Annotated in this window: 27 protein-coding genes and 1 pseudogene; 11 read left to right on the plus strand and 17 right to left on the minus strand. The window is 60.9% G+C overall.

Features of this window, described 5'->3' with window-relative positions; genetic code table 11:
- The first annotated feature begins 61 nt into the window (after positions 1 to 61).
- Both glpX and ACTG2T_RS11145 read left to right on the plus strand, forming a co-directional pair.
- Positions 62 to 1,072, plus strand: a complete 1,011-nt coding sequence (glpX, locus tag ACTG2T_RS11140) for a class II fructose-bisphosphatase (protein ID WP_005336386.1) — start codon at positions 62 to 64, stop codon at positions 1,070 to 1,072.
- Between the two features lie 134 nt (positions 1,073 to 1,206).
- Positions 1,207 to 1,458, plus strand: coding sequence for a YkgJ family cysteine cluster protein (locus ACTG2T_RS11145; protein WP_005336384.1), 252 nt, complete (start codon positions 1,207 to 1,209; stop codon positions 1,456 to 1,458).
- Positions 1,459 to 1,528: 70 nt separating this feature from the next.
- Here ACTG2T_RS11145 and ACTG2T_RS11150 read toward each other — a convergent pair whose 3' ends face one another.
- From ACTG2T_RS11150 to hemC, 4 genes are read right to left on the minus strand one after another with little or no spacing between them, the layout of a single operon-like run.
- On the minus strand, positions 1,529 to 2,692 hold the full coding sequence (locus ACTG2T_RS11150; protein WP_330124696.1) for a heme biosynthesis HemY N-terminal domain-containing protein: 1,164 nt from the start codon (positions 2,690 to 2,692) through the stop codon (positions 1,529 to 1,531).
- 10 nt (positions 2,693 to 2,702) lie between these two features.
- Entirely contained in the window at positions 2,703 to 3,752 is a 1,050-nt protein-coding gene (locus tag ACTG2T_RS11155; protein WP_005336380.1) for a uroporphyrinogen-III C-methyltransferase, read from the minus strand.
- Positions 3,749 to 4,483, minus strand: a complete 735-nt coding sequence (locus tag ACTG2T_RS11160) for a uroporphyrinogen-III synthase (RefSeq protein ID WP_330124695.1) — start codon at positions 4,481 to 4,483, stop codon at positions 3,749 to 3,751. The genes ACTG2T_RS11155 and ACTG2T_RS11160 overlap by 4 nt, the downstream gene beginning before the upstream one ends.
- Positions 4,480 to 5,409 carry a hydroxymethylbilane synthase gene (gene hemC, locus ACTG2T_RS11165; RefSeq protein ID WP_330124761.1) on the minus strand — a complete coding sequence of 310 codons (930 nt, stop codon included), beginning with the start codon at positions 5,407 to 5,409 and terminating at the stop codon, positions 4,480 to 4,482. The genes ACTG2T_RS11160 and hemC overlap by 4 nt, the downstream gene beginning before the upstream one ends.
- Before the next feature lie 323 nt (positions 5,410 to 5,732).
- Between hemC and ACTG2T_RS11170 the strand changes: the two genes are divergently transcribed.
- Entirely contained in the window at positions 5,733 to 8,252 is a 2,520-nt protein-coding gene (locus ACTG2T_RS11170) for a class I adenylate cyclase (protein ID WP_330124694.1), read from the plus strand.
- A 66-nt stretch (positions 8,253 to 8,318) separates the two neighbouring features.
- On the opposite strand, the gene ACTG2T_RS11175 is transcribed toward ACTG2T_RS11170, so the two are convergent.
- Together ACTG2T_RS11175 and cyaY are read right to left on the minus strand one after the other, a co-directional pair.
- Positions 8,319 to 8,972: an alpha/beta hydrolase gene (locus ACTG2T_RS11175; protein WP_330124693.1), complete on the minus strand. Its 654-nt coding sequence runs from the start codon at positions 8,970 to 8,972 to the stop codon at positions 8,319 to 8,321.
- Positions 8,969 to 9,283 (minus strand): iron donor protein CyaY, encoded by a 315-nt coding sequence (gene cyaY / locus ACTG2T_RS11180; protein WP_323978103.1) that lies wholly within the window; start codon positions 9,281 to 9,283, stop codon positions 8,969 to 8,971. Before cyaY ends, ACTG2T_RS11175 begins: the two co-directional genes overlap by 4 nt.
- A 73-nt stretch (positions 9,284 to 9,356) precedes the next feature.
- On the opposite strand from cyaY, the gene lptM reads away from it, so the two are divergent.
- The 6 genes and pseudogenes from lptM to ACTG2T_RS11210 all read left to right on the plus strand — a co-directional run bounded on the left by lptM (position 9,357) and on the right by ACTG2T_RS11210 (position 14,207).
- Positions 9,357 to 9,533: an LPS translocon maturation chaperone LptM gene (gene lptM, locus ACTG2T_RS11185; RefSeq protein ID WP_074045189.1), complete on the plus strand. Its 177-nt coding sequence runs from the start codon at positions 9,357 to 9,359 to the stop codon at positions 9,531 to 9,533.
- A gap of 32 nt (positions 9,534 to 9,565) precedes the next feature.
- Positions 9,566 to 10,815: pseudogene (gene lysA / locus ACTG2T_RS11190) on the plus strand (diaminopimelate decarboxylase).
- A gap of 75 nt (positions 10,816 to 10,890) precedes the next feature.
- Entirely contained in the window at positions 10,891 to 11,721 is an 831-nt protein-coding gene (gene dapF, locus ACTG2T_RS11195) for a diaminopimelate epimerase (protein ID WP_005336371.1), read from the plus strand.
- Between the two features lie 92 nt (positions 11,722 to 11,813).
- Positions 11,814 to 12,494, plus strand: a complete 681-nt coding sequence (locus ACTG2T_RS11200) for a DUF484 family protein (RefSeq protein ID WP_005336370.1) — start codon at positions 11,814 to 11,816, stop codon at positions 12,492 to 12,494.
- Positions 12,487 to 13,464, plus strand: a complete 978-nt coding sequence (gene xerC / locus ACTG2T_RS11205; protein ID WP_245095676.1) for a tyrosine recombinase XerC — start codon at positions 12,487 to 12,489, stop codon at positions 13,462 to 13,464. The genes ACTG2T_RS11200 and xerC overlap by 8 nt, the downstream gene beginning before the upstream one ends.
- 32 nt (positions 13,465 to 13,496) lie before the next feature.
- Positions 13,497 to 14,207 (plus strand): HAD-IA family hydrolase, encoded by a 711-nt coding sequence (locus ACTG2T_RS11210; protein WP_330124692.1) that lies wholly within the window; start codon positions 13,497 to 13,499, stop codon positions 14,205 to 14,207.
- Positions 14,208 to 14,283: 76 nt separating this feature from the next.
- Here the strand turns inward: ACTG2T_RS11210 and ACTG2T_RS11215 are convergent, their stop codons facing one another.
- Both ACTG2T_RS11215 and ACTG2T_RS11220 read right to left on the minus strand, forming a co-directional pair.
- The gene (locus tag ACTG2T_RS11215) at positions 14,284 to 14,682 is read right to left on the minus strand and encodes an STY0301 family protein (RefSeq protein ID WP_330124691.1); all 399 of its coding nucleotides are present in this window, start codon (positions 14,680 to 14,682) and stop codon (positions 14,284 to 14,286) included.
- Between the two features lie 45 nt (positions 14,683 to 14,727).
- Positions 14,728 to 16,254, minus strand: coding sequence for a mechanosensitive ion channel family protein (locus tag ACTG2T_RS11220; RefSeq protein WP_330124690.1), 1,527 nt, complete (start codon positions 16,252 to 16,254; stop codon positions 14,728 to 14,730).
- 145 nt (positions 16,255 to 16,399) lie between these two features.
- Here ACTG2T_RS11220 and ACTG2T_RS11225 point away from each other — a divergent pair, with 145 nt between their 5' ends.
- Complete coding sequence (locus ACTG2T_RS11225; RefSeq protein WP_040069030.1) at positions 16,400 to 16,783, plus strand: hypothetical protein; 384 nt, start codon at positions 16,400 to 16,402, stop codon at positions 16,781 to 16,783.
- A gap of 12 nt (positions 16,784 to 16,795) precedes the next feature.
- Here the strand turns inward: ACTG2T_RS11225 and ACTG2T_RS11230 are convergent, their stop codons facing one another.
- Together ACTG2T_RS11230 and yjgA are read right to left on the minus strand one after the other, a co-directional pair.
- The gene (locus ACTG2T_RS11230) at positions 16,796 to 17,578 is read right to left on the minus strand and encodes a gamma-glutamyl-gamma-aminobutyrate hydrolase family protein (protein ID WP_330124689.1); all 783 of its coding nucleotides are present in this window, start codon (positions 17,576 to 17,578) and stop codon (positions 16,796 to 16,798) included.
- Between the two features lie 396 nt (positions 17,579 to 17,974).
- Positions 17,975 to 18,499 carry a ribosome biogenesis factor YjgA gene (gene yjgA / locus ACTG2T_RS11235; RefSeq protein WP_005336359.1) on the minus strand — a complete coding sequence of 175 codons (525 nt, stop codon included), beginning with the start codon at positions 18,497 to 18,499 and terminating at the stop codon, positions 17,975 to 17,977.
- A 114-nt stretch (positions 18,500 to 18,613) separates the two neighbouring features.
- On the opposite strand from yjgA, the gene pmbA reads away from it, so the two are divergent.
- A complete protein-coding gene (gene pmbA / locus ACTG2T_RS11240) occupies positions 18,614 to 19,957 on the plus strand; it encodes a metalloprotease PmbA (RefSeq protein WP_005336357.1) in 1,344 nt (447 codons plus the stop codon).
- An 87-nt stretch (positions 19,958 to 20,044) separates the two neighbouring features.
- Here the strand turns inward: pmbA and murA are convergent, their stop codons facing one another.
- Genes murA through mlaF form a run of 7 tightly spaced genes read right to left on the minus strand, consistent with a single transcriptional unit; the run spans position 20,045 to position 24,565 of the window.
- Positions 20,045 to 21,301 carry a UDP-N-acetylglucosamine 1-carboxyvinyltransferase gene (gene murA / locus ACTG2T_RS11245; RefSeq protein WP_005336355.1) on the minus strand — a complete coding sequence of 419 codons (1,257 nt, stop codon included), beginning with the start codon at positions 21,299 to 21,301 and terminating at the stop codon, positions 20,045 to 20,047.
- Positions 21,302 to 21,319: 18 nt separating this feature from the next.
- On the minus strand, positions 21,320 to 21,577 hold the full coding sequence (ibaG, locus tag ACTG2T_RS11250; protein WP_005306001.1) for a BolA family iron metabolism protein IbaG: 258 nt from the start codon (positions 21,575 to 21,577) through the stop codon (positions 21,320 to 21,322).
- The gene (locus tag ACTG2T_RS11255) at positions 21,577 to 21,849 is read right to left on the minus strand and encodes an STAS domain-containing protein (RefSeq protein WP_330124688.1); all 273 of its coding nucleotides are present in this window, start codon (positions 21,847 to 21,849) and stop codon (positions 21,577 to 21,579) included. The genes ibaG and ACTG2T_RS11255 overlap by 1 nt, the downstream gene beginning before the upstream one ends.
- Positions 21,846 to 22,478 (minus strand): phospholipid-binding protein MlaC, encoded by a 633-nt coding sequence (locus ACTG2T_RS11260; protein ID WP_330124687.1) that lies wholly within the window; start codon positions 22,476 to 22,478, stop codon positions 21,846 to 21,848. Before ACTG2T_RS11260 ends, ACTG2T_RS11255 begins: the two co-directional genes overlap by 4 nt.
- Positions 22,479 to 22,480: 2 nt before the next feature.
- Positions 22,481 to 22,978, minus strand: a complete 498-nt coding sequence (gene mlaD, locus ACTG2T_RS11265) for an outer membrane lipid asymmetry maintenance protein MlaD (RefSeq protein WP_005336348.1) — start codon at positions 22,976 to 22,978, stop codon at positions 22,481 to 22,483.
- A 7-nt stretch (positions 22,979 to 22,985) separates the two neighbouring features.
- Complete coding sequence (gene mlaE / locus ACTG2T_RS11270) at positions 22,986 to 23,765, minus strand: lipid asymmetry maintenance ABC transporter permease subunit MlaE (protein ID WP_005336345.1); 780 nt, start codon at positions 23,763 to 23,765, stop codon at positions 22,986 to 22,988.
- Positions 23,765 to 24,565 (minus strand): phospholipid ABC transporter ATP-binding protein MlaF, encoded by an 801-nt coding sequence (gene mlaF, locus ACTG2T_RS11275; protein ID WP_005336343.1) that lies wholly within the window; start codon positions 24,563 to 24,565, stop codon positions 23,765 to 23,767. Before mlaF ends, mlaE begins: the two co-directional genes overlap by 1 nt.
- Positions 24,566 to 24,611: the final 46 nt, after the last annotated feature.

The following is a 24,611-nucleotide window of genomic DNA, read 5'->3' on the forward strand; positions in this document are numbered from 1 at the left end:
CAAAGGTTTGCCCTTGTGGTAGAATGCCGCCCGTTTTCGAGCTCCATAGGTTGGATATGCGATGAGACGTGAACTGGCAATCGAGTTTTCCCGAGTGACGGAAGCGGCTGCACTGGCTGGCTACAAGTGGCTCGGACGTGGTGACAAGAATATCGCTGATGGGGCGGCCGTAGCGGCCATGCGCCACATTCTCAACCAGATCGAGATCGATGGTGAGATTGTGATCGGCGAAGGTGAAATTGATGAAGCGCCGATGCTCTATATCGGCGAGAAGGTCGGTACCGGACACGGCGACGCGGTGGATATCGCGGTCGATCCCATCGAGGGTACCCGCATGACCGCCATGGGTCAGGCCAACGCGCTGGCCGTGCTGGCGGTGGGCGACAAGGGTTCTTTCCTGAAAGCGCCTGACATGTACATGGAAAAGCTGATCGTCGGGCCCAAGGCCAAAGGCGCCATCGACCTGGATCAGGCTCTCGAGCTGAACCTGAAGTCCGTGGCCAAGGCGCTGGGCAAGCCGCTCTCCCGTCTGACCGTCATTACCCTGGCCAAGCCGCGTCATGACAAGGCAATCAAGGAGATGCAGGGTTTGGGCGTGCGGGTGTTCGCCATTCCTGATGGTGACGTTGCCGCCTCCATCCTCACCTGTCTGCCGGACAGCGAAGTCGACATGCTGTATGGCATCGGCGGCGCACCGGAAGGGGTGATCTCCGCGGCGGTGATCCGTGCGCTGGATGGCGACATGCAGGCCCGTCTGGTGCCGCGTCACCGCGTCAAGGGTGACAGCCCGGAAGTGCGTGCGCTGGGCGAGCAGGAAATTGCCCGCTGCGAAGCGCTGGGCATCGACGTTAACAAGGTGCTCAAGCTGGAAGACATGGCGAAGAATGACAACGTCATCTTCTCCGCCACCGGCATCACCAAGGGTGATCTGCTGGACGGCATCACCAGCGATGGCGTGATGGCGACCACCGAGACTCTGTTGATCCGTGGTAAATCCCGTACCATTCGTCGTATCAAGTCGATCCATTACCTGGAACGCAAAGACAGCGTGGTACGCGACATCATCCTGTGATTATGTCTCGCTGAACCGGCTGTGTTGTCTGAAGCCTGATCGCCCGTGCGGTCGGGCTTTTTCTTGTGCGCCAGCTACGTTTGTGCCGCCGCTTCGGCTATGGTGGCTCAGACCGTCCCAAAGGAGTGGAGTCTATGGAGTGTCGTAGCGGCTGCGCTGCCTGTTGCATCGCCCCCAGTATCAGCAGTGCCATTCCCGGTATGCCAGATGGCAAACCGGCTGGCGTCCCCTGTATCCAGCTCGATAGCGCCCTTGGCTGCAAGATCTTCGGTCAACCGGAGCGGCCGGCGGTGTGCGGCGGTTTTCGCCCCATGATGGATGTGTGCGGCAGCCATCGCGCCGAGGCCATCTGGCTGATCGGCGAGCTGGAGCGGCTCACCACCTGACGAGGGCAGGGCGAAGAGATAAAAAAAGAGGCCGCATCATGCGGCCTCTCGCGTTTCTGTTCGCCGGGGATCAGACTCCCGCCAGTTCCAGTGCCTGACGATAGTACTCGTTGGCCTTGTTGGTGAGGCGGCGCTTGTCCATCAGCTGGCCGAGGGCGTGGTAGGCGGCGGCGCTCGGCGCCCGCTCCACTTCCTGCTCCAGCAGCTTCTGGGCATCGTCCAGCTGACCGGCCAGCAGATAGAGCTGGGCCAGTGCGGTGTCCACCTCCGGTTGCCCCTGCTGTTTTTGCAGCAGCGCCAGCAGCGGCTGGTAACTGTCGAGTTTCAGCTTGGGCAGGCGAGCCAGCAGCTGCGGCATCGGCTGTTTGCGCAGCGCCTCCTGCCACAGGGTGGCGGCTTCGCCGTCGGCACCCAGCTGGCGCAGCAGATCGCCGTAGCAGGCCAGCAGTTCTGGCTCGAGGCGCAGCTTGCGCGGCAGATCCTGCCATACCGCCTTGAGGGTCTCGAGGCTGCCGGCAGCCTGTTGCAGACGACCAGACCAAGCCTGTTGCAGCAGATCTTCTTCCTGTTTGGGGGTCAGCTTGCCCACCTTGTGCAGCGCCGGGATCAGGTCGCACAGGGCGCTCCAGTCCTGACGGGCCAGATGTACCTGACGCAGCTGATCCAGCACCATGGGGTGGCGCGGGTTGAGGGCGTAGACCGACTCCAGCATCGCCAGCGCGGTATCGTACTGGCCCTGCTCGATCTGCAGCTGGGTCTGGGTCAGGGTGAGCGCCAGCTCGGCTTTGGGGTTCTCCTCCTGCGCTTTTTGCAGGTATTGATCCCGGCGGGCGTCGTCACCACGGGCCTGTGCCGCCTTGGCGGCGCTCAGGTAGTTGAGCAGCGGGGTGTCGCTGTTGCTGGCCCCCTTGATCAGCAGCTTTTCAGCCTGACTGTAGTGCCCTTCGGCCATTGCCAGGGTGGCGGCGACGGTCTGTTGATTGGCCTTGCGGCGGCGGCGCGAGCCGTACCAGCCGAGGGTCTTGCGGCGCAGGCCGAATACCCGACCCAGCAGCCACTCGACGATCAGCAGGGCGCCGTAGAACAGCACTGCCATGATCACCGCGCTGGTGACGGAAGATTCGATGGTGTAATTGCCAAGGGCAATCAGCACATAGCCCTTGTTACCGGAGGCTTGCGGGCCAAAGATCAGCCCTGCGACCATCACGGCAACCAGAATGATTATACGGATCATGGTGCCCTCCTCAGCTGCTGGCCAGAATGCGTTGCAGGCGTTCGGTCAGCACCTGCTCCAGCATCGCCTGGGTCTTGAACTGGGCCGGATAGTCGATCTGGATCTGCTCACCCTTGAGCTTGTCGATCTCGCCCTGCATGTAGCGGGTGGCGCTGTTGTCGGTGTCGAAATACTGGGTCAGCCAGCGCTGGGCCTTGTCCAGGCTGTCTTCGTAGAGCGCCTGCTGCTCGCGATAGACGGAGAGCTGGGCCTGCAACAGCTTGGTTTTGAGGTTTTCACGCAGGAAGATCTCCTGCTGTGGCGAGAGCAGCGCCTCGACCGCGCCATCGCGGCGACGGATGGTGACGAAGTTCTCGGTGAACTTGACCCAGTTCTTCTTCAGGTTGCTCTCCCACTCGTCGGGATTGGTGCTGACCGCCTGATCCGGCTCGGCCTTGGCTTCCGGCATGCTGACGGTGGAGAGGGGCAGCAGCTCGATCTGGTCGGACAGCGCCGCCAGCTTGAGGGTCAGCCCCTCGCGGTCGATGCGCGGCATCCCCTTGAGCTTGGCGATATCCTCGGCCAGCGCCTTGCGGATCGGCATCAGGCTGGGGTCGTTGAGGGCGGCGATCCGCTCGTCGGCATTGCCGAGCAGGGTGATGGCGGAGACGAGGTCATGCTCCAGCCACAGTTTGCGGCCCGCCATCCGTACCAGATACTCGGATTCGGCCAGCATCCAGTCGTTGGGGCGCTTGTCATTCAGATCCAGTACCCGGTTCTGCAGACCCTGCATCTCCCCTTGCAGCCGCTGCTGGGTTTGATCCAGTGCGGCCAGCTGCTCGGCATCCTTGCTGCTGGTCTGGTCGATCTTGCTCAGGGCGCTCGCCAGCTGCTGCTTGAGCTGGGCCAGTTCAGCCTGCTGGGCCACGGCATTCTTGTGACCGTGCAGATAGAGACCGCCGGTCAGGCCAAGGGCCAGCAGGATGGCAACCCCTCCCAGTACGGCACCGGAGCGGCTCTTGCTGCCATTGACCGCAGCGGTCGGCTGGGGTTTGACCTGGGATTCTTGTTGTTCTGTCATTCCATCTTCCTCAGTTCCAGTGCGGCCGTCAGGGCCTGGTTGGATGCACCTTGGGCAATCGTGATATGGATAAAGCCAGCGGAGTGGGCCATCTCGGCCACGCGCGGGCTGGGGACCACCAGCAGGCGGTCAAAAAGCCAGGGCTGCTGGCTGGTGGGAACCAGCTCCAGCAGCCGTTGCAACAGTTCACCACTGGTAATGAGCAGGCTGTCCAGCCCCGCTGCCTGCCAGTGGCGGGTTAATGTGTCCCCGTCTAGCTCGGGGTAGTGGCGCTCATAGGCCGCACAATAGTGCACCAGAGCACCGCGTGAGGCCAGCGTGCTGGCGATGAGATCCCGCCCGCCATTGCCGCGCAGGATCAGTACCCGTTTGCCAGCTACCTGCTGCAGGGCGGGCAGGGCCAGCAGCCCTTCGCTACACGGGTCATCCGGGCAACTTGCCGTGATGCCGATGGCTGCAAACGCATCTGCGCTGGCCTGACCCACCGCAAAGTACTCAATATGTGGCCAGGTCTGACCAGTTTGCAACAGAAAATCGTGTGCAAAATGAACGGCATGGATGCTGACGGCGATAACCGCGTCGGCACTGCGCAACAGGTCGGGCAGGAGAGGGAGTTCGCTGCCCGCCACGGTTTCCAGCAGCGGGCAGCAGAGTGGTGCATGGCCGTGCTGGCGCAGCAACTGCACCAGCTCGGCGGCCTGGGCGGCCGGACGCACCACCAGCGGGATCATGTGCGGTAGACCTCGGCGAGGATCTCGTCGGCACCGGCGGCCAGCAGGCGCTGGGCCAACTGCTCGCCGAGGGCCTCACCATCGGCCAGTGGGCCGCGGATCTCGTCGCGGATCACCTGGCTGCCATCCGGGCTACCCACCAGACCACGCAGCCAGATCTGCTCGCCGTCGACCAGTGCGTAGGCACCGATAGGCACCTGACATCCCCCTTGCAGAGCGCGGTTCATGGCTCGCTCGGTCAACACCCGGGCGCGGGTCTCGGCGTGCTCCAGCGGCGCCAGCAGAGCGTGCAGCTCAGTATCGTCGAGGCGGCATTCGATGCCGACGGCGCCCTGACCGTTGGCCGGCAGGCTCTGCTCCGGCTCGATAAAGGCGGTGATGCGGTGCGCCATCTCCAGTCGTTTCAGACCGGCGACGGCGAGGATGATGGCGTCATACTCACCCGCATCCAGCTTGGCGAGGCGAGTATTGACGTTGCCACGCAGGTCGCGGATCACCAGATCCGGGCGGGCGGCGCGCAGCTGGCACTGGCGGCGCAGGCTGGAGGTGCCGACCACGGCCCCTTGCGGCAGTTCGGCAATGGCCTTGAAACGATTGGAGACGAAGGCGTCGCGGGGATCTTCCCGCTCGCAGATGGTGTGCAGACCGAGCCCCTCGGGGAACTCCACCGGCACGTCTTTCATGGAGTGAACGGCGATATCGGCCCGTCCTTCCAGCATGGCGGTCTCCAGCTCCTTGACGAACAATCCCTTGCCACCGACCTTGGCCAGCGGGGTATCGAGGATCTTGTCACCCTGAGTGCTCATGGGCACTAGTTCGACCTGCAACTGCGGGTGCAGGGCTTCGAGCCGGTCTTTGACAAAGTTGGCCTGCCACAGGGCCAGAGGGCTCTTGCGAGTGGCAATTTTCAGGGTTCGGGCTGCCATATCAATCAGTTGTTTCATTTTTAGAAGGAAATCGATATTACCACCCTTTGCCCGGGCTTTCATGGCGGAGCCAGCAAAAGCGGGGCCAAGCTCAAAAATGCATGCTGAAAATGATTTTCATTAAGCATGTGGTGTTGATTAATTAATTGAATTTATTGGAATTTAATGATTTCCCCTGATACTTGATGTGGTCATACCAGAAATAATCTGGTGTTTAGCTGAAGGCTTGTTTACCACCGCTGTTTGCATTGTTAACATGATCACACTTTTTTGACGTATCCCCCTTTTGGTGCGTCATTTTCACTTAGGTGATAGGCAGGGCATTGCAGGAACACATCGATACGCTGGTTGCGCGTTATGACGACATTACCCGTCTCAAGACGCAACGGGCGTTAGGCCTCATGAGTCGCTATGGGCAGCAGGTATTCCAACTGCTGCCTGTCATGCTGCACTTCAATCATCCCCTGCTGCCCGGTTATGTCTCCGGTGATGTCCCTCATGGCATCTGGAGCTTCAGCGCCAGCGCCGAGCAGCAAGCCTTTATCGATGACCTCTGCCGCAACGCCAACTGTCAGAGCGGTCTGGCAACCCATGATCGAGCCATTCAGGGGCTCTACTCCATGGGCAGCACCTCCTCCATCGGCCAGTGCTGTCACTCCGATCTCGATATCTGGGTCTGCCACGTGGCCGGTTTGTCGCAGGAGCGGCTCGATCTGCTGGAGCTGAAGTGCCAGCAACTCTCCAAGTGGGCCGAACAGCGCGGGGTCGATCTCAACTTCTTCCTGATCCCGGAAGATAAGTTCCGCCAGACCAACGATGCCCAGATGCAGGGGGAGAGCTGCGGCAGTGCCCAGCACCTGCTGTTGCTCGACGAGTTCTACCGCAGTGCCATGCGTATCGCGGGCAAACGCTTGATCTGGTATCTGGTGCCCACCGAGTGTGATGATCACTACGATGCGTATGTGAACGAGCTGTTCGAGAGTGGCAAGCTCAAGCAGGAAGACTGGCTCGATCTCGGCAGTTTTGACCGTATTCCGGCCGAAGAGTATTTCGGCTCCGCCCTGTGGCAGCTCTATAAGGGGATCGACTCCCCCTACAAGGCGGTGCTCAAGTCGGTGCTGATGGAGGCCTACTCCCACGAGTATCCCAACACCCGCCTGCTGTCGATGATTGGTCGCGACTGGTTCCAGCACAACGAGGGTATGCACTACCGGCTCGACAACTACTGTCTGATGCTGGACAAGGTGACCAACTACCTCAAGTCCATCGGCGACATGGCGCGGCTCGATCTGGTGCGCCGCTGCTTCTACCTCAAGGTGTGCGACGGTCTCAGCCATCCCAAGGATGATCACTCCCCCGAGTGGCGCCGCGAGCAGATGAGCCAACTGGTCTCCTACTGGGGCTGGAGTCAGGACAAGCTCTATCAACTCGATCATCGCCACGAGTGGAAGATCGAAGAGGTGAAGATCGCTCACGCCGAGCTGCTGGAAGCCCTGATGCAGAGCTACCGCAACCTGATCCAGTTCGCCCGCCGCAACAACATCAGCGAGTCGATCAACCCGGAAGATATCGGCATTCTGTCGCGCAAACTCTACGCCGCGTTCGAGAGCCTGCCGGGCAAGGTGCAGCGCATCAACCTCAAGATCGCGCCAGATCTGAGCGAGCCGGATCTCAGCTTCGTGCAGGTGCCCCACGGTCGCCTCAACCGCGCAGGCTGGTATCTCTACAAACATTCGCTGGAGCCGGTGGACATCATTGGCCGCGCGCCGCTGGAGTTCAACGGTTACATCAGCAAGCTGGTCTCCTGGGCCTACTTCAACGATCTGTTGACGCCCCAGTCGCGGGTGCACCTGTTCAATCAGGGGTCGGATCTGCACATCGACAATCTGCACCAGTTCTGCCGCGATCTCTCCGGCTGCTTCCCCGAGAAGTACCCGCTGGCCACCAACCTGGCCCTCAGCCGACCATGCGAGATCCGTCAGCTCTCGATCTTCCTCAATCTGGAGATGGACCCGACCAGTCACTGGGTAGGTCAGGTGATCGAATTTGACGCCAACACCGTTGATGTCTTCTCGTTTGGTCGCAATCAGGAGTGTCTGGTCGGCTCGGTGGATCTGGTCTATCGCAACTCCTGGAGCGAGATCCGTACCCTGCACTTCCAGGGGGATGAAGCCGTGGTCGATGCCCTCACCACCATCCTCGGCAAGATGCATCAAGATGCTGCCGCCCCCGAGATGATCGAGGTGTTCTGCTACAGCCAGCACTTCCGCTCTCTGGTGCGCTCCCGCTTCCAGACGCTGGTGGCGGAGTGTATCGACCTGCGCCTTGCCCGCGACAAGCAACAGCTGGTCAAGACCATGGCCCTTGGCCGCGAGAAGTACGGCATCTTCTTCGAGCGGCGCGGGGTGTCGGTGAAGAAGCTGGAAAACGCCATCGATTTTTACCGCCACATCTCCCACAACAAGCTGGATCACCTGCCGCTGCGGCTCGACAAGACCCACAGCCAGCATCTGCCGAGCATCGTCGATGCCTATGCCAGCGAAGGGTTGGTGCAGTTCTTCTTCGATACCCGGGATGCGGGCACCAACATCTATATCCTCGATGAGGCGAACCGGGTGGAGATCTACCAGCACTTTGCCGGCAACAAGGATGAGCTGGTGGCGGGGGTCAACCGCTTCTACACCTCCAATCACGAGCGGTTCAGCGATGATGGGCAGTTCATCAACTTCAACCTGCCTCAGTACTACGAGATAGTACAGGTGAATGGCGAGCTGGATGTGATCCCCTATCGCAGTCAGGGCACTCTGCGCGAACAGGTGCCGCCCGCTCGAGAAGTGGGCTGACCCGCCAGTTGGAATCGCCATAAAAAACGGCCTGCAGATGCAGGCCGTTTGCTTTGCCGGAAGGGCTCACGCGCCGAGGCGGGCCAGCAGCCAGCTGCGAATGTCGCCCAGCTGCGGGCGGCAGATCTCGTGACGCATCGGGTACTCGTGCCACTCGGGGGCGAGCCCGGCAGCTTCAAGCCGGTTCTTGGCATCCCAACCGAGCGACAGGCTCACCACATCGTCATAGATGCCGTGCATATAGCAGATGGGCAGGGTGCGAGCAGCCTCGCTCATCTCGCCGAGCAATTTGTCGGGGGCTGCCAGATAGGTGGACATGCAGAGCAGGCCAGCCAGCACTGCCTGGTAGCGCAGCGCGGTGAAGGAGGCAATTACCCCGCCCTGAGAGAAACCTGCCAGCACGATATGCTCGGGGGCAAACCCGTCGGCCACCAGCTGGTCAAGCAATGCGGCAATCTGGTCGGCCGATTCACGGACATGGGACTCCACGGCCCGCTCGGCGGGATCCTCGAAGCTCCTGATGTCGTACCAGCCGCGCATCTTGTAGCCCATGTTGATAGTGATGGGGCGCTCGGGGGCATCCGGCAGCAGGTGACGCACCGGTAGCTCGGCGGGCAGATCCAGCGCGTCCACCAGCGGGGCGAGACCGGCGCCGGAATCACCCAGCCCATGCAGCCAGATCACCGCGTGACGGGCGCCCTGCGGGTGCAGATCGATCATGGGAACACCACCTCTTCGCCCGCCTGAGCGGTGCAGGATTGGCTCAGCAGCGTCTTGAGCTCGTGGCCGAAGCGGTTGTCGATCCAGGTGTCACCCTGCAGTTCGAAGTGGAAGCCGTTCTCGCGGGTGGCGACCCAAATCTGGTGCAGTGGCTCCTGCTTGTTGATGATGACCTTGGTCTTGTTCTCGAAAGAGAGGGTCAATACGCCGCCGCTGCGTTCGCAGTCGATATCCGGATACCCCTCGTCGAGCGTGTCTTCCACATATTGGAAAAAGGCGTCGGTCAGGGCGTGATACTCGTGATCCTTCATCGGTTTATCCTGTTGCTTTTAACAATGTGAGTGCGATTATAGAGGGCCAAAAATTTTTTCGCAGCGAACCATTATGATCACTCAGTTCACCAAGTGTCTGCTTGCCACTCTTCTGTCCCTCGGGTTGGCCGCGTGCGGTCTGAAGGGGCCGCTCTATATGCCGCCCCCCGAGCAGCCACAGAGCCAGAGTACACCGCAAGCAGCACCGCCTGCGACCTCCGAGGCTGCCACCGAGGCCGCGCCGCACTAATGCCGCACCCATTCTAGGAAGGAACCGCCCCCTTGGATCACTTTAACTACGACGCCGACGGCCAGCTTCAGGCCGAGCAAACCTCGCTGCAACAGCTTGCCGAGCAGTACGGTACCCCGCTTTACGTATACTCCCGTGCGACCCTCGAGCGCCACTGGCACGCCTTCGACAAGGCCGCTGGCGATATTCCCCATCTGATCTGCTATGCGGTGAAGGCCAACTCCAATCTGGCGCTGCTCAACCTGCTGGCACGACTGGGCTCGGGGTTTGACATCGTCTCCGGTGGCGAGCTGTCGCGGGTACTGGCGGCGGGCGGTGATCCGGCCAAGGTGGTCTTCTCCGGGGTGGCCAAGAGCGAGGCCGAGATGCGCCTTGCGCTGGATAAAGAGATCCTCTGTTTCAATCTGGAGTCGGAAGCCGAGCTGGAGCGCCTCAATCGGGTGGCAGGCAGCATGGGCAAGAAGGCTCGCGTCTCGGTGCGGGTCAATCCGGATATCGATGCCGGTACTCACCCCTATATCTCCACTGGCCTCAAGCAGAACAAGTTCGGCATTCCCATCGAGCTGGCGCCAGCCATCTATCGCAAGGCGGCCGCGATGGCGAACATCGAGATCGTCGGGGTGGATTGCCATATCGGCTCGCAACTCACTGAATTGAATCCCTTTATGGAGGCGGCTGACAAGTTGCTGCGGCTGATCGACGGTCTGGCTGCAGAAGGGATTCATATCCATCATCTGGATGTGGGGGGCGGTCTGGGGGTCAACTATGGTTCCGAGCAGCCACCCCTCCCACCGAATATGCCGAAGCGCTGAAGCAGAAGCTGGCGGGCCGGGATCTGACCCTGCTGTTCGAGCCGGGCCGAGCCATCGTCGCCAATGCCGGCGTGCTGCTGACCCGGGTCGAGTACCTGAAGCCGGGCGAGACCCGCAACTTCGCGCTGATCGATGCCGGCATGAACGACATGCTGCGCCCTTCGCTCTACGGCGCCTGGATGAACATCATCGAGGTGGATAGCCGTGCCGGCCATGCTCCCGCGGTCTATGACGTGGTGGGCCCGGTGTGCGAGACCGGCGACTTCCTCGGCAAGGAGCGCACCCTGGCCATTGCCGAGGGCTCCCTGCTGGCAGTGCGTTCGGCCGGAGCCTACGGCTTTACCATGTCATCCAACTACAACACCCGTCCGCGCGCAGCCGAAGTGCTGGTGGATGGTGCCGAAGCACACCTGATCCGCGAGCGTGAGCAGTTGGCCGATCTCTGGCGCGGTGAGCACCTGCTGCCCTGATGGCGCAGGCTGGGACAATGATTTCATAACGGTTGACGGTGAGTTTTTACAGCCCTAACAGCACAGGAATGCACGATGTTGATAGATTTTTCCAAGATGCATGGCTTGGGCAACGACTTCATGGTGGTGGATGGCGTCACCCAGAAGGTATTTTTCAGCAATGACGTCATCAAGAAGCTGGCAGATCGCCACTTCGGGATCGGCTTTGACCAGCTGCTGCTGGTGGAGCCGCCCTATGACCCTGAACTCGACTTTCACTATCGCATTTTCAATGCCGATGGCAGCGAGGTGGAGCAGTGTGGCAACGGTGCCCGCTGTTTTGCCCGTTTCGTGCGTCTCAAGGGGCTGATCAACCGGGATCGCATCGCGGTCAGTACCGCCCGGGGTCGCATCGTGTTGCAGCTGGAGGGGGAGAATCAGGTCACGGTCAACATGGGTGTTCCCCAGTTTGAGCCGGGCAAGATCCCGTTCCGGGCCCAGAAGGCAGAGAAAACCTATCTGCTGCGGGCGCAGGAGCATACCGTGATGTGTGGCGTGGTCTCCATGGGTAATCCCCACTGCGTCATCGAGGTGCCTTCGGTCGCCGATGCACCGGTCGAGACGCTCGGTGCCATCATGGAGCGCCACGAGCGTTTTCCCGAGCGGGTCAACGTCGGTTTCATGGAGATGGTCAACGCCACCGAGATCAAGCTGCGTGTATTCGAAAGGGGCTGTGGCGAGACTCTGGCCTGCGGCACCGGTGCCTGTGCGGCGGCGGTGATTGGCATCAGTCAGGGCAAGCTCAAGGAGCGGGTCACCGTCAGTCTGCCGGGCGGCAAGCTGACCATCGCCTGGAAGGGGCCGGGACAGCCGGTCTATATGACAGGCCCCGCCGAGCATGTGTTTGACGGCCAGATAGAGGTTTAGCCGATATAAGGTTCAGGTACGGGGGGCGTTGGCCCCCTTTGCCCATGATGTCGGGGCAGCGAGCCCCATTTCTCTGATGGATCAACCAATTTATGAGCGAACTCAAACGGCAGGAGCAATCGGTGGATGAAGCCACTGTGCTGGAGTACCTGGCCCGTTATCCCGAGTTTTTCCAACGCCATGCCGCCGTGCTGGACCGGATCCGCATTCCCCATGAACGCAAAGGGTCGGTCTCGCTGGTCGAGCGCCAGCTGGAGCGCCAGCGCGAGCGGATCGAACAGCTGGAGCAGGAGATCACCGAATTGATGGGGATCGCCAGCGAGAACGAGCGGATCTTCAGGGTCTATGCCGATCTCTACGGCGAGCTGTACGGTTGCCAGACCCTGTTCGAGGTGAGTGCCGTGATGGGCAAGGCCTTTGTCCAGCGACTGCGCCTGACCGGGCTGCGACTCTGGCTCAATCCCAAGAAGTTTGCCCTGAGCGGGCCCGAGCAGCGTTTTCTGGCACAGGGCAAGCAGCTCGAATCCCTGCTGGGTCAGCGTTTGCCGGGGCAGGATTACTACTTTGGCCGCCTAAGCCAGAGCGAGAAGCAGGCGCTGTTTGGCCACGATGTGCTGGTCAACTCGGTGGCCCTGATGCGGCTCGGCGATCTCGGCGTGCTGGCCTTCGCCAGCTCGGATCCCGGCCACTTTACTCCCCACAACGACACCCTGCTGCTGGGCCAACTGGGGCGCCTGCTGCAACTGCGTCTGCCCGAGTTGACTCATGGCTAGAACACCGGCCAGGGCGCCCGCCAAAGCTCCCGTCGTCGCACCGCCACTGCCTGCGGTACTGGCGGACGAGCTGGCGGCCTTTATCGAATATCTGAGGGTCGAGCGTCAGCTCAGCCCTCATACCCGCAATAACTATCAAGCCCATCTGGAGGCGATGACCGCCGAGCTGGTGGCCCTGGGGCTCACTGACTGGGGTCGGCTCGAGGCGAGTCAGGTGCGCACTCTGGTGACCCGGATGCACAAGGGGGGCCTTGCTCCTCGTTCCCTTTCCACCAAGGTCTCTGCCCTGCGCAGCTTTTGCGACTGGCAGGTGCGGCAGGGGCGGCTGACCGCCAATCCGGCCCGTGGCATCGTCACCCCCAAACAGGGGCGGCCGCTGCCGAAAAACCTCGATGTGGACGAGATGCATCAGCTGCTCAACATCACCGACGAGCAGGATCCGCTGGCGGTGCGGGATCGCGCCATCATGGAGCTGATGTACTCTTCAGGGCTGCGTCTGGCCGAGCTGGTGGGGATCAATCTGGTGGATCTGAAGCTCGACGACCGCCAGCTCAAGGTGACTGGCAAGGGCGCGCGGGAGCGGGTGCTGCCCATCGGCCGGATGGCGGTCGAGTGGCTGCAGAAGTGGCTCAAGGTGCGCCCGCTGCTGGCCGGGGACGAGAGCGAGGCGCTGTTTGTCTCCAGCCGCAAGCAGCGGCTTTCGGCCCGCTCGGTGCAGGCCCGCCTTGATGGCTGGGGCAACAAGCAGGCGCTCAACGCCCACGTCCATCCCCACAAGCTGCGCCACAGCTTCGCCACCCATATGCTGGAGTCCTCCGGCGATCTGCGGGCGGTGCAGGAGCTGCTGGGACATGCCGACCTCTCCACCACCCAGATCTATACCCACCTCGACTTCCAGCATCTGGCCAAGGTTTACGACAGTGCCCACCCCAGGGCCAAGCGTGACCCGGATGCGCAGGATGATGAATAACGGGCCAGAGCCCGTGATGCAGAGGAGAGTCCATGCACTTCTATCGCCGCTGGCAGCCGGTTGCTGCCATCTCGTTTGACCTCGATGACACCCTCTATGACAACGGCCCCGCCATCGTGCGCGCCGAGCAGTGGATGCTGAGCCATCTGCGCAGCGAATATCTGGCCACCGCCATGCTCGACAAGCCGCGCTGGCTGGAACTCAAGCGCAGTGTGCTGAACGGTTCCCCCGAGCTGCGCCACGATGTCAGTCTGGCGCGCCAGCAGACCATCCGTACCGCCATGGTCGAGGGGGGGATGGCCGACCAGCAGGCCAGTCGCGAGGCGGAGCAGGTCTTTGCTGCGTTTCTGGCAGAGCGCTCGAAGATCGAGGTGAGCGAGTCCACTCATCAGCTGCTGGCCAGACTGGCCGAATGCTACCCGCTGGTGGTCATCACCAACGGTAATCTGGATCTGGCGCAGGCAGGGCTGGATCGCTACTTCACGCTGGTCTGCAAGGCGGGGGCGGGCGCCAGAATGAAACCGGCACCGGATATGTTTGAGCAGACCCGCAGCACCCTCAAGCTGCCAGCAGAGCGGATCCTCCATGTGGGGGATCATCCCGAGACCGATGTGCTGGGTGCCCGTTTGCACGGCTTTCGCGCCGCCTGGCTCAACGAGCGGCAGCAACCGTGGCAACAGCTGCAACTGTTGCCGGACGTGGAGCTGACTGCACTGGAGGAGCTGGCCGAGCTGCTGCTCTGATGGCGCTGGCGGGTTGCCCGGCTCAGGCGGGAATGGCTGTCATCGAATAGCGATATATGGCAAGGGGTTACGCCCGCTATTTGCGACAAACCAGCCCGAGCAGGGTGTAGTGGTCGCGCTGGTTGACGCGGCAGTAACTGATGCCGACGGGCAGCGCCTGCTGCAGGGTGATGACGCTGTTCTGATAGCGGCAGACCAGATAGAGCGGGCGCAGGCTGCTATCGAGCTGGCTCCAGTAGTGGATCTCGTCGCTGTCGCCATTATCCGGTTTGAGTTGGGCCAGTTCGGCAGGATCTCCGTCGAACAGGGCCAGATTATCGAGCCGGTGGCTGAGGGTTTCGTCCGGTTTGCCATCGTCATTGCGAGTGAACGCCTGCCAGCCCTGCTGCGGGGTCAGCAGCTGCTGGCGACTCTCGATGGTGGCGGGACAATCAAATTGCAGGCTGGCGGCAAGGGCCAGGGTAGTCAGTAACATGGCTGCGGTTCTCTCTTCACGTCCTCAATACGATGCCATGCTACGTCATCTTCCGCCGAACAGCTTCATCAGTTTATCAAGCAGATCAAGCTGTTGTGGTGGGTGCTTCATGGCTTCCGCCTCCCGCTCCAGCAGCGCCCGCTGCTCCAGCTGGCGGTCGCTCAGCACCCGGTAGAGGGGCTCGACCAGCGCCTCGCGCTGCATCACCAACTCCTGAAACATTGCCTGATTGATGCGATAGGTTTCGACGGTGGCCACCGCCCGCACCGTGAAGGAGCTGGGCTCGCCGGTGAGCAGGCTCAGTTCGCCAAAAAAGTCTCCCGCGTTGAGCGTACCGAGTTTCAGCTCTCGCCCTTCGACATTGACCACCATCTCTGCCTCCCCTTTGACCAGCACGAACAGCCAGCTGGAGACATCCCCCTGCTCCAGCATGATGTCGCCGCTGACGAAGGGGGCGAACTTCACCTGATCGGCCAGCTGGAGCAGCTCGTTCTCCTGCAACATGGCAAACAGCGGCAGCTTGCGCAGGGTATCGGTTCGTTCGGCGGTGTGGCGCTTGTGGCGGGCATCCAGATGCTGCTTCTCCTTGGCCATAAAGACGTTGAAGATCGGCGGGGTGAGGCGGCGATCGTTGCGGCGCAGGGCGGCATCGATAAGGCTGCGCACCATGGAGTCGGTCGGATCGTCGCGAGCCAGATCGGTCAACCAGTAGCGCACCGCATAGCGGGCAATCCCACCCTCGACATTCATCAACAGGCAGTCCGGTTGCGGATGCTTGGCGACGCAGGGGAGCTTGGTCTCCCGCAGGGATTTCTCGATCAGCGCGATGATCTGGGTCGGCAGGGTATCCAGGGTCAGATCGAACCAGACCCAGCGCCGCCACTGCAAGGGTTCGCCACGGCGGCGCCCGAGCACGGTGAAGCGCTGTTTGAGCAGGTGGCTGTTGGGGATGACGACTGTCTCCCAGTTGCGGGTCTCGATGGTGGTGGCACGCCAGTTGATCTCCACCACCCGGCCCTGGGTGGTGTCAACTTGCAGCCAGTCACCGATGGCGATGGAGTTGTCGAGCTGAATGGAGACCCCGGCCAGCAGGTTGCCAAGGGTGTCCTGCATGGCGAAGGCGATGACCGCAGTGATTACCGCGGAGGTAGTAACTATCTCTCCGAGCGCCATGCCGGAGGCGTAGAGGCGAAACAGACCCCAGCCGATATAGCCGATGGTGATGACGATATCGGCGATGATCCGCGGGATCCGCACATGGCAGAGGGGGAGCAGAAATTCGAACAGCAGGATCCCCCATATCTTGACCAGTATCAGGCCAGCCAGCAGGGTGGAGATCTCGATCAGCAATTGATGGGGCAGCGGCAGTTTGAACCAGCCCCCTTCCAGCTGGATCAGCAGGATTACCACCGCGCTAATCATCACGAAACTCAGCTCGGAGAGCAGCTCCCGTCGCTGTCCCGGACGGCGCCAGAAGTGGATCAGCATCAGGGAGAGGGTGAGCAGGGTCCAGAACGGGTGTTCGCCAATCCAGCTCAGCGTCGGTAGCGCGGTGAGGTTTTCGCCAGCCATAGCAGCACCTTATTGTGGTTTTATTTCCAGCATAGCTGCTGCGGCGCGGGGAAATGGTGCGTTGGGGCGGCAATTTATTTATCCTGTGCAGAACCGGGCAAAGGAGTGCGATTGAGTGAAATTTTCAAAGAAAATCATCTGTTTGATGGCCCTGTTGCCATTGGCTGGCTGCGATCTGCTGGCCGAGAAGTATCGGGTCGAATTCCGGGATGGCTCCTGGCGTGAAATAGCCATTACCCCCTTCTCCAGCGAGGCGCGCTGGCGCGAGGGGTGTGCCACCGGCGAGGTGCTGAGTGATATGAAGGTGCCCATCAAGCGGGGTGACACGGTCAATGGCCGTGAGCAGTTGCTGATCGGCGGCGAGAAGTTCGAGCTGGATGACAACAACCTCTACCGCAGCAACGGTATGGTGTTTGGCCATTCGCCTGATCATATCCAGCGCGGGCTCAAGGGGATGGATATTTGCCGTACCCTGCGCCCCGAGCGGGGTGGACTGCCCAAGCTCAAGGCGCGCGGGTTTGGCGACTGAATCGATGAGGGATTAACTAGCCGCTATCAATGCACTGCGTTGGCGGCAGGCATCGCCAAAGGCTTGAAAGATCTTGATGGAGTGGGGGTTTTCATTGGCCTTCCACTCCGGATGCCACTGCACTGCCAGCAAAAAGGGTGACAGTGCGGGAGCATGAAGCGCCTCGATCAGCCCATCTTCGGCGTTGGCCAACGGCTCCAGACCCTTCCCCAACCGGTTGATACCCTGTCCATGCAGGGAGTTGACCTGAATCTGTTCTTCCCCCATCAGCTTGGCAAACCAGCTGCCTGGCAGCAGTTTGATCTGATGGCTCGGCCCATACTGCTCGTCGACCGGATCGTCGACATCCTCCCGGTGATCGTCATAACCCGGCTCGCTGTAGACCTTCTGATGGATGTCTCCCCCCAGCGCTACGTTGATCTCCTGCATGCCGCGGCAGATCCCGAGGATCGGCAAGCCACGGGCGAGCGCCCCCTTGATGAGGGGCAGATCGAACAGGTCGCGATCCCTGTCTTGCTGTTTTTCCGGCGTGAGGTTCTCCTGGCCGTAAAGGGCTGGATCGATATTGGAGCCGGCGCCGCTCAGATAGATGCCGTCAGCCAGATCCAGATACTGCTCCAGATCGGCGGTGCCGCAGCAGGTGGGCACCAGCAGCGGGACGCAGCCGCTTATCTCCACCAGCGGCATGATGTATTTGTGGGTCATCACCTGATAGGCGTGGCCGTTGCGGGGCTGGGCACCCATGGTCATCAGCACGACAGGTTTACGGGGTGCGGGAGGCTGGGGATTTGGCATAGGGCACCTTGATTATCCTTGGCGTTGAAGTCTCATCCTGCGCCTTGGGCAGGCCCTTGCAAACCGGCAGGGCAAGGGCATGCCTCAAGGCATGGTCATGGGATCCCGCGTCGGGCCGGGTGACAGAATCGTTGGTCAGCCTGGGCAGCGACGGCATGGATCCTCTCTTCAGTCTGCCAAGGCCGTTCAATATGTCAAACAAAATGATACCAAGTTGTTAACTGATTTGTCTTGAACTGCTCTGAAGCGGCGATTTAACGGGGTTGTTGAGATGGGCCGTTATGGCTGGGGTAGCAAAATGGTGGATATATTAAACGCGCAGGGATGGCGGGGTATGGGGAGAGGAAAAGGCATCAATAGAAGCACGCCTCCCCGAGGGGAGGCGTGTTTCGGGGATCACAGCAGGTCTTCGATCTCGCCGCGCAGATACTGATACATCTCGCGGTAGGCGACCGGCGGCTTGTTCAGCTCCCGCTCCTTGTTGGCGGAGCGGATCAGCTGGCGCAGCTTCTGGCGATCCAGCTCGTGGAACTGGGACATCAGCTCATTGAGGGCGCTGTCACCTTCGGTGATCAGGCGCTCGCGCCACTGCTCCAGGCGATGCAGGCGTGCATTCACGGTGGAGTGACGGTTCTTGATGATGGAGAGCGCTTCGGCAATCGGCTCGATATCGCGGCTGCGCATCAGGCGGCCGATGAACTGCAGATGGCGACGGAAGGACTCATCCTTCTTCGGCTTGAGTTTGCGACCCAGCTCGACAGCTTCTGCAAGCTCTTCATCCAACGGGATTTTTTCCAGCTCGCTGTGGCTGAGGGAGACGATCTCTTCCCCCATTTTCTGCAATGCTTCGGCATCGCGCTTGAGCTGGCTCTTGCTGGGGCCCCAGTCTTCGAACTCGTTGTCGTCTTGATATTGACTCATCGGTCTCTTGATTCCTGTCATTCACGTTTGGCGGATATGTTACCAGCTTCTCCCGCTGGGCGCAGGGGTCTGATATGCTTACCCCCCTTTCCTTCTTTCATACAGATGTGAGTTATGGATCAGCAAGACCAAATCCGCCAGGATCAAGCCCATCTCGAGGCCGTGGTTGCCGAAGCCCTGGAGATAGCCAAAGGACTGGGCGCCTCGCTGGCCGAAGTCTCCATCAGCAAGCAGACCGGGTTGTCGGTGAACACCCGGGGTTGTGAACTGGAAAGCATTGAATTCAATAAGGATGGCGCCCTCGGTATCGCCGTCTATCGCGATGGTTGCAAGGGATCCTCCTCGACCACCGATCTGAGCAAACCCGCCATTCGTGCCGCCGTTGAAGCGGCCATCGAGATTGCTCGCCATACCTCGGCGGATGATTGCGCCGGTCTGGCGGACGCCGAGCTGCTGGCCTGGGATGCCCCTGATCTGCAACTGTGCCACCAAATCGAACTGGATCCCCAGCGCGGGATCGAACTGGCCATCGAGTGCGAGCGACTCGCTCTGGGCCGCGATGCCCGCATCAAACACTCCGACGGTGCCGGTTTCTCCAGCCATCTTGGCATCAAGGTCTACGGCAACAGCCATGGCTTCGTCAAAGGCTACGCGGCGTCGCGCAACTCCCTGAGCTGCGTGCTGATCGGCGAGCAGGATGGCGATATGCAGCGGGATTACGGCTACTCCTCCAGCCGTACCCTCGACGGGCTCTGGAGTCCGCAGCGCATTGCCGACGAAGCCGTTGAGCGTACCGTCTCCCGCCTCGGCGCCCGCAAGATCTCTACCCGTCACGCGCCTGTGCTGTTCCACCCAGACACTGCCTCCGGCCTGTGGGGCCATCTGGTGATGGCCATCAGCGGTGGCAACCTCTATCGCAAGTCGAGCTTCCTGCTCGACAAATTGGGCAAGCAGATCCTGCCCGAGTGGCTCACCATTCAGGAGTTCCCCCACCTGCTGGGCGGGCTCGCCAGTACCCCGTTCGATGGCGAAGGGGTGCGTACCCGCGACATGGATATCATCCGTAACGGCGAGCTGATGAGCTGGCTGCTGACTTCCTACTCTGCGCGCAAGCTGGGGTTGACCACCACGGGTCACGCCGGTGGCATCCACAACTGGCAGGTCTCCAATACCGGCCAGGATTTTCAAGGCATGCTGAAAGAGATGGGCACCGGTCTGCTGGTGACCGAGTTGATGGGGCAGGGGGTCAATATCGTCAATGGCGACTACTCCCGCGGCGCCGCCGGTTTCTGGGTCGAGAATGGCGAAATAGCCTATCCGGTCGAGGAGATCACCATCGCCGGCAATCTGGCCGAGATGTTCAGCCATATCGTGGCGGTGGGCTGTGACGAGGATGAGCGATCCAGTCTCAAGACTGGCTCGGTGCTGGTAGAGAATATGAAGCTAGCGGGCCACTGATCCCGGTTTCAACAGAACCGAAACCATGAAAAAGGCCCCCTCGCCAACGCGAGGGGGCCTTTTTATAGGCTAGCGATCAGTGGGCTATCAGCCCTTGATGCGCTCGATGCGGCCACCCAGACCCTGCAGCTTCTGCTCGATGTCTTCGTAGCCACGGTCGATGTGATAGATACGGTCGACGATGGTGGAGCCTTCGGCCACGAAGCCGGCCAGTACCAGACTGGCGGAGGCGCGCAGATCGGTCGCCATTACCTGGGCACCCTTGAGTTGCTCGGTGTCACGGCAGATGGCTACGTTGCCCTGCAGTTCGATGTCTGCGCCCATCCGTACCAGTTCGGGAACGTGCATGAAGCGGTTCTCGAAGATGGTCTCGGTGACCATGCCGGTGCCTTTGGCGACAGCGTTCAGCACGGTGAACTGTGCCTGCATGTCGGTCGGGAAGGCCGGGTAGGGGGCAGTCTTGATGGTGACCGGCTTGAGGGTGCGGCCGGTCATGTCGAGGGTGATCCAGTCTTCACCCTTCTCAATCAGGGCGCCAGCCTCTTCCAGCTTGACCAGTACCGCTTCCAGCAGAGTCGGGTCTGTCTTGCGGCAGGTGATCTTGCCGCCAGTGACCGCTGCGCCCACCAGGAAGGTACCGGTTTCGATGCGATCAGGCTGCACGCTGTAGTTGCCGCCGTGCAGACGCTCGACACCGTCGATGGTCAGGGTATCGGTGCCCGCGCCCTGGATCTTGGCGCCCAGAGTATTGAGGAAGTTGGCCAGATCGACCACTTCCGGCTCGCGCGCGGCGTTTTCGATCACGGTGCGGCCATCAGCCAGGGTCGCGGCCATCATCAGGTTTTCGGTACCGGTGACGGAAACCATATCCATCAGGATGTGGGCGCCTTTCAGGCGACCATCGACACGGGCCTTGATGTAACCATCTTCGATGGTGATCTTGGCACCCATCAGTTCCAGGCCGTGGACGTGCAGGTTGACCGGACGGGCACCGATGGCGCAGCCGCCGGGCAGGGAGACATCAGCCGCGCCGAAACGGGCGGCCAGCGGACCCAGCGCCAGAATGGAGGCGCGCATGGTCTTCACCAGCTCGTAGGGGGCAACGTGGTTGTTCACGGCACCGGTCAGCACGGTCACATTGCCGTTGACTTTGGTGGTGGCGCCCAGCATCTCCAGCAGCTTGATGGTGGTGCCCACATCTTTCAGACGCGGCACGTTGGAGAGGTGTACCTCTTCATCACAGAGCAGGGTCGCGAACAGGATCGGCAGCGCGGCGTTTTTGGCGCCGGAGATGGTCACTTCGCCGTTGAGAGTACAACGACCATCGATTTTGAATTTGTCCATTTTTACTTCGTTACCAAATCAGGAGGGCAATAGGAATTTACGTTCGCGTTTCCACTCGGCGTCGGTGAATGCCTTGATGGAGAGGGCGTGAATGGCGTTGCTGGCGATCTTGTCCATCAGCGGGGCATAGATGGCCTGCTGCTTCTTGACCCGGCTCATGCCGTCAAACATGTCACCGACGGCGATCACTTGGTAGTGACTACCGTCCCCTTTGACATGGACTTCGGACAATGGCAGAGCCTCAAGGAGTATCGCTTCAATTTCAGAGACTTGCATTATGCGTCCTCAGTTGTGAGCGGGGTTGACTGAAACAGCCCGGCCACCCCGTAGAGGTTGGCCAGGGTATAGAAATCACTGGAGGCGCTCACCAGTTGCGGTGTGGCGCCTCGCGCTAATACAGCTTTGGCCCATTTGACCAGCAGGGCCAGTCCGGCAGAGTCGAGGGTGGTGACGCCGCCGAGCTCGAGCTGGTCGTCCTGCCACCATTCGGCGCGGCGTTGCCACAGGTCATTGACCTGTGGCGCTTGCAGCTCACCGCTGAGGGTCATGGTTTGAGTACCAGCGGCTTGGCGTTGTGTTCGCGCAACTGGGCGATCACCGCATCGATGCCGTTCTGGCGGATCAAACCGCCGAGCTCGCTCTGTTTGGCGGAGAGCAGGCTGATCCCCTCTGCCACCATGTCGAAAGCTTTCCACTCGCCGGTCTTGTTGTTCTTGCGCAGCTTGAACTCAAGGAAGATGTCCGGCTTGCCGGCCTCTTTCACGCTGACGTTGACGGCGGTGATGTTGCCGCTGGGAGCTTTGCCCGGCTCGACCTTGACGGTCTGCTTGTCAAAATGGGCCAGCGCATCGGCGTAGGAGCTCACCATGTACTCGGTGAACACCTCGACGAAAGCATTGCGCTGCGCTTCGGTGGTCTCTTTAATCTGGTTGCCAAGCACCTTGTAGGCGGCGAAGCGGTTGTCCACATAGGGCAGCAGCTCTTCGCGGATGATCACCCGCAGGTGATCCGGATTGCTCTTCACCTGGGCCTGATCGGCTTTCAGGCGGGCAAAGGTCTGCTTGGCAGCCTGATCCACCAGCGCGTTGGGGTCGGTGGCATCGACTGCGGACTGGGCAGACAGGGAAAAGAGCATGCTGGTCATCAGGCCCAGCAGCAGGGCGATTTTCTTGAACATGATTACTCCTTCTTGCTGTCTGATTTGCTGTCGGAGGATTGGCTGTAGAGGAACTTGCCAATCAGATCTTCCAGTACGATGGCGGATTTGGTGTCTTCAATCAGGTCGCCATCCTTGAGCATCTCGGTGCCCATCTCCTCATCGCTGAAGCCGGGGGCCAGACCGATGTACTGCTCGCCGAGCAGACCGGAGGTGAGGATGGAGAGGGAACTGGTATCGGCGAACTCGCCAGCGCTCTTTTGCATCATCAGGGTGACTTCGGGCACCTGGGTTTTCGGGTCCAGTACGATGTCGCTGACCCGACCGACCACCACGCCGCCGACCTTGACCGGCGAACGGACTTTCAGGCCGCCGATATTATCGAAATGCGCGCGCAGGGTATAGGTTTCTCCTTCCGGTTTGAAGCTCAAACCGGCCACTTGCAGGGCCAGTGCCAGAATGGCACCGATGCCAGCCAGCATGAAGGTGCCGACCAGGAATTCTACTTTGCTGAACTTCATCTTTACCTTATCCAAACATGACTGCAGTGAGTATAAAATCCAGGCCGAGCACGGCGAGGGATGAGTGGACCACGGTACGGGTCGTGGCCTGACTGATCCCGGCCGAGGTCGGCTTGGCATCATAGCCGTTAAAGAGCGCAATCCAGGTGACCACCAGGGCGAAAATCAGGCTCTTGATGGCGCCCTGCATGATGTCCTCATGCCAGTCGACGGAGGCCTGCATGGCAGACCAGAAGCCCCCTTCGTCCACGCCGAGCCAGTCCACGCCGACCAGCTTGCCGCCGAAGATACCGATCAGGCTGAACATAAAGGCCAGCAGCGGCATGCTGATGACGCCAGCCCAGAAGCGGGGGGCAACCACCCGGCGCAGTGGGTCGACCGCCATCATCTCTAGGCTTGAAAGTTGCTCGGTGGCCTTCATCAGGCCGATTTCAGCGGTCAGGGCCGAACCGGCACGGCCGGCAAACAGCAGCGCCGTGACCACAGGCCCCAGCTCCCGCAGCAGAGAGAGGGAGACCAGCGGTCCCAGGCTCTGCTCTGCGCCGAAATCCTTCAATACGTTGTAACCCTGCAGCGAGAGCACCATGCCGATGAACAGGCCGGAGACCAGAATGATGGCCACCGACTGCACACCCACCACATAGAGCTGCTGGACAAGCAGCGGGAAGTGCTTGCGCGGCTCGGGTTTGCCCGCCAGCGCATGGAACAACATGATGGTGGCGCGACCGACGGAGCTGATAAACCGCACTCCGACCCGCCCCAGCTTGCTTATTTGACTTATCAACATCAGAGATCCTGTAGCAGATCGCCTGCCGGAAAATGAAACGGAACAGGACCATCGGGCAATCCTTTGAGGAACTGCTCGACTTCGGGATTGTGCTCCTCGCGCAGCTGATCCGGCGTGCCGTGCGCCACCACCTTGCGATTGGCAATGATGTAGGCGTAATCGGCGATGCTCAGCACCTCTTTCACGTCGTGGGTGACGATGACGGAGGTGATGCCGAGGGCATCGTTCAGCTCCTTGATCAGCTTGACCAGCACCGCCATGGTGATGGGATCCTGCCCGACGAACGGCTCGTCATACATGATGAGGTCAGGATCGAGCGCAATTGCCCGAGCCAGCGCCGCCCGGCGCGCCATGCCGCCGGAGAGCTCGGAGGGCATCAGTTTCGCCGCGCCGCGCAAGCCCACCGCCTGCAACTTCATCATGACGATGGTGTGGATCAGCTCCTCCGGAAGGCCGGAGTGCTCCCGCAGCGGGAAGGCCACGTTGTCGTAGACCGTCATGCCGGTAAACAGGGCGCCGCTCTGGAACAGCATGCTCATCCGCTTGCGCACTTCATAGAGGCGCGAACGGGAGAGGGTGGGGATATCTTCCCCGTCAAACAGAATGTGACCGGACTCCGGCTTGAGCTGGCCACCGATCAGCCGCAGCAGGGTGGTTTTACCGATGCCGCTCGGGCCCATGACGGCGGTCACCTTGCCACGAGGAATGGTCAGGTTGATCCCGTCATACAACAGCCGATCTCCGTGACTGAAAGTCAGATCGGAGATGGTGATCAGGTCATTGTTCAAACAATTGTCCATCCGGTGTAAATGAGGTGCGAATTTTATGGGGTAGTCTAGGTCTAAG

It is taken from the genome of Aeromonas sp. 75A (genome assembly GCF_051919425.1).
Classification (GTDB): Bacteria; Pseudomonadota; Gammaproteobacteria; order Enterobacterales; family Aeromonadaceae; genus Aeromonas; species Aeromonas veronii.